Source organism: Thermodesulfobacteriota bacterium (genome assembly GCA_039028315.1).
In the GTDB taxonomy this organism is placed as follows: domain Bacteria; phylum Desulfobacterota_D; class UBA1144; order Nemesobacterales; family UBA2774; genus CR02bin9.
Genome location: JBCCIH010000149.1, coordinates 1 through 6,267, shown reverse-complemented (window position 1 = coordinate 6,267; position 6,267 = coordinate 1). Strand labels below are relative to the sequence as shown.

The window sequence follows — 6,267 nt, the reverse complement described above, 5'->3', positions numbered from 1 at the left end:
TGTAGTACCGCTAACCTCATTTCCAACAACCAAGAGCGGAACGCCATTTGGGCTGTCAGCAGCGCTTATAAATAAAATGCCCTCAGGGCCTAAATCGCCCGCCTCAGATGTTGTGGCATCTGCGCTGAAGTTACGGTTGTTGATATAGTCATTAAAAATCGGATTGTTAGGGTCTGTAATATCGTAGGTCATAATTCCCCCTACTCTCTCCAGCCCTATAAACGCAAAGTACTGATCCCCGATCTTTCCGATATCTAGATTTTCGGGCTCAGGCCCTTTATCATCGCTTCTATTGTCAAATGAGTCGTTGTCATCATTTGTGGAATTGAAATTGTCTGCAAGTACAGCTGCTGTGATCTGTTCAAAATCATCGCCGCTGTCCCAAACTAGATTTCCGTTTGCATCCCAAATGGTAAAGGATCTTGCTCCGAAAGAGAATAGCTCTTCAAACTCATCATCGGCGTCATTATTTCCTAGCCAGGTTGTGATGTTTATTCTTCCAAGATTTTCTTCTAGCTGAAGTGCGGCAGCGTTTGGGAAAATTGCCGGGTCAAGCTCGACATCTGCAACGCGGGCTTCCTCTGGGTCTCTAGCATCACCTTCATTTGCTGTTACGAAATATGTCTGGCCGCCAACGCTATATGATTCAATTCCATCAGGCTGATACATACCGTGAATTGGCCAGTTCTGAATGTTGATTATGCCGTCCTCGTTACTTGCATCGATACCGTTTCCTGGAAGACTGTGATTTTTAAAACCAAGCGCAATCACATCTGTGATAACTGCTTGCTGCATATCAACAACGGCTATTGCATTGGCTTCTTGTAGCACGACAACAGCTGTCTGACCATCTGGAGCGATTGCAGCAAATTCAGGCTCTAAATCTACTGATGGCAATTTGCCAGGCTCAAGCTTAACATCAGAGTCAATGTTCCCGTCAAAGCTAGAAAAGCCAAAAGTGATAGCATTTGCATTTGCCAAGCCATTTGCAAGATCAATAATGCTCACTGTGCCTGGAGGGTCAACAGGATTCTCTAGTGCATCTTCTCCCGGCTCTCCTTCGTTGGATACTATAATTCTGTTACCACTATCAGAAAATTTAACTGCATCTGGAAGGTTTCCTACTTCCAAGAAATTTTGGGTTCCGCCATTAAATACATTCTGAGGGCTTCCTTGTGAATCGTAGAACGCAACAAAACCATTTTTAGAGTCATCGTCGTTTTGAACCGCTACCGCTACCAGTCCATTGCCTACATCTACGCTATTTATACCCCCAGCTTCAGGCACATCTTGTGATACGTCGATCGATGAATTTAAGAGTATTCCGGATGTTGTAGCATCAAGGCTTGCAGTGCTAGGGACTCCAGAGATATCTAATACATCAACACGGTCGTCATTTGCATTTACTACAAATAGTCTTTGGGAGATCGGATCATGTGCTACAATTTCAGCTGCACTTTCATCAAATTCACCGGTTTCAAATGTATCTATCACAGACAATGAAACTTCAAGCGGTGTGGTTTCTCCACCTGTATTGCCTCCGCCGTTACCATTATCGTCGTCGCATGAAGTAACAAAAAACAAGCCTATAGCCAATATGCTTAAGATCATAAATTTTCGCATGTTAATTCCTCCTTTTAATCGATCTATATAAGATATATTTCTGAATGTTAAAATGGCATTAAGGTATTGTTAACTCTTGGCAAATTTAGAATTAAGTTGCTTTATATGTCTTTAAAAATAGAAAATTACCTTGATCATAATGAGTTTGAATAAAACCGCTTTCTGGTTATAATGAATCCCGCTATGAATATAAAACTCCTAAAACTGTTATGTGAAACCTCAGCTATGCCTGGGGCCGAAGATCCTGTAAAAAAGATTATAAAAAAAGAGTTTGGAAAACTTACCAAAGAAGTTCATGAAGACGCGCTCGGAAATATAATTGCGCATATACCCGGCAAGGGTCCTAAAGTTGTGCTCGATGCTCATACTGACGAAGTTGGCTTTATGGTAAGTCATATAGACAAAAGAGGATTTGTGAGAGTATCACCTCTCGGGGGCATGGATCCACGCGTTTTTTATGGTCAGCGTTTGGTTATATATGGAAAGAAAAATCTTGTCGGTATGGTAGCAGCTATACCTCCTCACATAAGTAGAAATGGTAATAACAAAGAAGTTCCTGATATTGAAGACTGTGTTGTAGATGTAGGCCTATCAGCCGATAAAGTTCATAAACTTGTCAGCGTAGGAGACGTAGTCTCCTTCTACCCTCCATTTGAGGAAACTGAGGATGCTGTAATATCTAAAGCGATTGATGATAGGGTTGGCTTATTCGTAATGCTTGAAGCGCTTAGAAAAAAGCCCAAATTGGGATGTGATCTATACCTTACTGCTACTGTACAAGAAGAAGTTGGTCTCAGAGGAGCGCATGTGATTACACCGGCAATAGAACCTGATTTTTCTATAGCACTAGAGGGTACGGTCGCCATGGATTTCCCGGGAGTCTCAGAGCATAAGACTCTTGCGAATGTGGAAAAAGGTCCTGAGATCAGACTCTCAGATAGATTCCTCGTAGCTCATAGGCCATTTAGTTACTTTATTATGGATATTGCCAAGAAAAAGAAAATTCCATATCAGATTACCGTTAAGAAGGCTGGAAGCACCAATGCTACAGCTATGCAGGTTACAGGCACAGGAAGCAGAGTCGCCGTGGTATCAGTGCCAACTCGTTATCTACACAGCCCGAGCTGCCTTTCATACAAATCCGATATTGAGCATACAATAAATCTCATACACCATATTTTAGAAGATATTAAAAATTTCAAGATGAAATAGTGGAGCAGTTTTGTTAAGCTTATAATATGGTACTTCGCGCACCTTTGCTCTTAATAATTACATTTTCTTTGTTCTTTGCACCACAAGTGTCATATGCAATTGATTCCCCAAATATAACTAGCCCAAGTCCTAGTGGTCAATTTAGTGTTGAAGATGCTAGAGCTGTATTGTCCACATATCATAGAAACCGTCTAAATATAGACAGAGCTATGGAAATTACAGACGATATTATTGAGAAGGATCCTAATAATATAGAAGCTCTCATCTTTTTATCTCGTGTCTGGCTTACTTATGGTTATGTTCGTGAACGCACAAAAGAAGGAAAAATAAAAGCTTTTGAGACTGGAAGAGAAATTGCAAAGCGTGCAATTGAAATTGAACCGGATAATCCCGATGCTCATTTCTTCTATGTAGCAAATCTAGCCTTGGTTGGAGAGACCAAAGGCGTGCTTAACTCACTCTTTATGCTCCCGGAGATAAGAAGAGAGCTGGACACCATACTAGAGCTTGATCCTAATCACTGCTACGGGCTTGGTATGCAGGGGGCGCTTTATCTATTTTTGCCGTCAATATTGGGCGGTGACAACAAGGTTTCTGAAATTTATTTAAGAAGGGCTCTGTTTGTTGACCCGCACCTCTCCTCTGCGAAACTATACTTAGCCATGAACCTAAGAAAGCAAAAAAGATACAATGAGGCGATAGCTGTTCTCCAGGACCTTATCAACGATAAAGAGCCGGCTTTTTACCCTGACTGGTACTTAAACAAAAGATTTGCACTTAACCTTATGGCTAAGATTGAAGAGGAACAAAAATAATTTATTTACTTTTCATTTTGTGCTTATAACATTTAGCAAGTAAGGAGCATAGTTATGTATATAGATGAACTCATAGAAGTATTTAAAAGCGCAGTCTCAGATCATCCAGAGCTAGATTGCGAGGAGGTAATAAGCTCTTTAACAAAAGGCCTTGAAGATAAAAAATATGATCTCCAGGACCAAGGGCTAATTGAAGCAATACTAAGAGAAGATAAACATGAGCTTGCCGATTCTCTTAAAGAAGGCTTGCAGAATTTAGAAAGTGGAGACAAAAAAAAAGAGGCGGTAAATATATTTATCGCCTCTTTAGAACACTTGATTAACTATTATTATAATAACGTGATAGGAAAGCACTTCTCGAGCACTTAACCCACCAAGCCATTAGTTATTTTCTTTTACTCATTGGAACATATTTCTTATTCTTATCACCGAGATAAACTTGTCTTGGGCGAGCAATTCTTCTCTCTGGATCAAGTAGAAGCTCTTTCCACTGCGCTAGCCATCCTGGTGTACGTCCGATTGCAAATAGCACTGTGAACATTTCAACTGGAATACCCATGCTCTGATAAATAAGACCAGAGTAGAAGTCCACATTTGGATATAGTTTACGTTTAACAAAGTAATCATCCTCAAGAGCAATTCTCTCAAGCTCGATTGCAATGTCTAGGTATGGGTTTTTACCTGTTACTTCAAATACCTGATGAGCAATGTCTTTGATTATCTTTGCTCTTGGATCGTAGGATTTGTACACCCTGTGGCCAAATCCCATTAGTCTGAATTCACCATTTTTGGCTGCTTTGATTGCTTTTGGAATGTTATCTTTAGTTCCGATTTCTGCTAGCATCTGTAGTACACCTTCGTTCGCACCACCATGTAGTGGTCCATATAGAGCTGCAATACTGGCTGCTGTAGCAGCGTATGGATCGGGGTGTGAGCTACCTACATTACGCATTGCGCTCGCACTGCAGTTTTGTTCGTGATCAGCGTGGAGAATAAAGAGAACATCAATGGCTTTCTCTATAATTGGGTCTGGCTTATATTTAAGCTCAGTCATCTTGTAGAGCATATTCATAAAATTACCTGCATAGCTTAGATCATTGTCCGGATATGCATACGGCATTCCCATGGAATGTCTGAAAGCAAAAGCTGCCAGTGTCGGCATCTTTGCTATTAATCTATAAATTTGTGTTTCTCTTATCTCTTCATTGAATATGTCTTTAGATTCCGGATAGAAAGTTGAGAGAGCAGCTACTGTACTCATTAGCATTCCCATTGGATGCGCATCGTATCTAAAGCTGTCTATCACATGTTTAATGTTCTCATGAATCATTGTGTGGTTTGTGATATTCTGCTCAAACTCTTTGAATTCTTTTTTGTTTGGAAGTTTTCCATTAAGTAAGAGGTAGGAAACCTCAAGAAAGTTACTCTTCTTAGCTAGAACATCTATAGGATAGCCGCGGTACATAAGCTCTCCTTTGTCTCCATCAATAAAAGTAACCCTACTTGTACATGAAGCTGTGTTGCTGTATGCCGGATCATAACTCATCATACCAAAGTCATCTTTCTTAACTCTGATCTGCCTTAGATCCATTGCTTTAATTGTGTCATTCTCGATAGGGAGTTCATATGATTTCCCTGTTCTATTATCTGTAATGCTTAACGTGTTGTTAGCCTTGGACTTAGCCACGATATTTCCTCCTTCTTACAGTGAAAGTACTGCAATGAATTTTAGTATTCTTTTTTTATATCAATTTTATTTCTAGTTATTACTTGGGTTTAAGATTCGAAACACCCCGAAAAGAAATTTCGAATCACAAAGAAGTTACCTAAATTTTCAGTTTTTTCAAATTTTTGCAAAAAATATTTTTTGCCATTATACAATTTTAATCGGCATAGGTGTAAAGCAACCGATAAAAATAAGTAGAGATAAAACAGCAAGTCCTTTTCTTTGCCAGCTAAGATCGGTGTCCTCATACATAGTGGGCGGATGTCTGGTTCCCATTAAAATTAATAGCACTGCCCATAGAATCCAGCCCGGCCATCCTTCTAGCACCGGCACACTCTGAGTGAACCACTCAAATCCGCTTCCGAATATGTTAGCTCCTGCTTGTAACAATGGTTCGGTCCCAATTCCAAAAATTAAAAGTAGCGCTATCATCGCCATTGAAATGTACTTATGATATTTTTTTGAAAACAGTGCGTAAGTTATATGCCCCCCGTCAAGCTGCCCCGATGGAATTAGATTAAGCGCCGTGACAAATAACCCTACCCAACCAGCAAAGGCAACAGGGTGAAGATATAAATCATATCCTTCTGGGATTGGTCCAAAGAAAACGTCAGAGAAAAGGCCCATTATTATTGGTGTTCCGAGAACAAGCCCACCTTCAGATGTAAGATGCTCTTCTATTTGTACGGTTGTTGATAGTTTAATTCCTATAATCAAGACCGGTATGGAAGCAACTATGCCTGCAAGCGGTCCTGCTATTCCAATATCGAATAATGCCCTTTTTGTAGATATAGGCGATTTGATTTTTATAAAGGCACCAAAAGTTCCAATTGGTGAAATTATCGGCGGCGCCGGAATAAAATAAGGAGGAGTTATATCAACTCCATCCTT

General features: G+C 40.1%; 6 protein-coding genes. 3 read left to right on the top strand and 3 right to left on the bottom strand.

Annotated features, from left to right (window positions below; genetic code table 11):
• On the bottom strand, positions 1-1,623 hold a 1,623-nt coding region (locus tag AAF462_09235; protein ID MEM7009300.1), incomplete at its 3' end, for a choice-of-anchor I family protein.
• Positions 1,624-1,806: 183 nt separating this feature from the next.
• Here AAF462_09235 and AAF462_09230 point away from each other — a divergent pair.
• From AAF462_09230 to AAF462_09220, 3 genes are read left to right on the top strand one after another with little or no spacing between them, the layout of a single operon-like run.
• Positions 1,807-2,835, top strand: a complete 1,029-nt coding sequence (locus AAF462_09230; protein MEM7009299.1) for a M42 family peptidase — start codon at positions 1,807-1,809, stop codon at positions 2,833-2,835.
• A 44-nt stretch (positions 2,836-2,879) separates the two neighbouring features.
• Positions 2,880-3,650, top strand: coding sequence for a hypothetical protein (locus AAF462_09225; GenBank protein MEM7009298.1), 771 nt, complete (start codon positions 2,880-2,882; stop codon positions 3,648-3,650).
• A gap of 54 nt (positions 3,651-3,704) precedes the next feature.
• A complete protein-coding gene (locus AAF462_09220; GenBank protein ID MEM7009297.1) occupies positions 3,705-4,019 on the top strand; it encodes a hypothetical protein in 315 nt (104 codons plus the stop codon).
• Positions 4,020-4,035: 16 nt separating this feature from the next.
• Here AAF462_09220 and AAF462_09215 read toward each other — a convergent pair whose 3' ends face one another.
• Both AAF462_09215 and AAF462_09210 read right to left on the bottom strand, forming a co-directional pair.
• Entirely contained in the window at positions 4,036-5,337 is a 1,302-nt protein-coding gene (locus AAF462_09215; GenBank protein ID MEM7009296.1) for a citrate synthase, read from the bottom strand.
• A gap of 186 nt (positions 5,338-5,523) precedes the next feature.
• On the bottom strand, positions 5,524-6,267 hold a 744-nt coding region (locus AAF462_09210), incomplete at its 5' end, for a site-2 protease family protein (protein ID MEM7009295.1).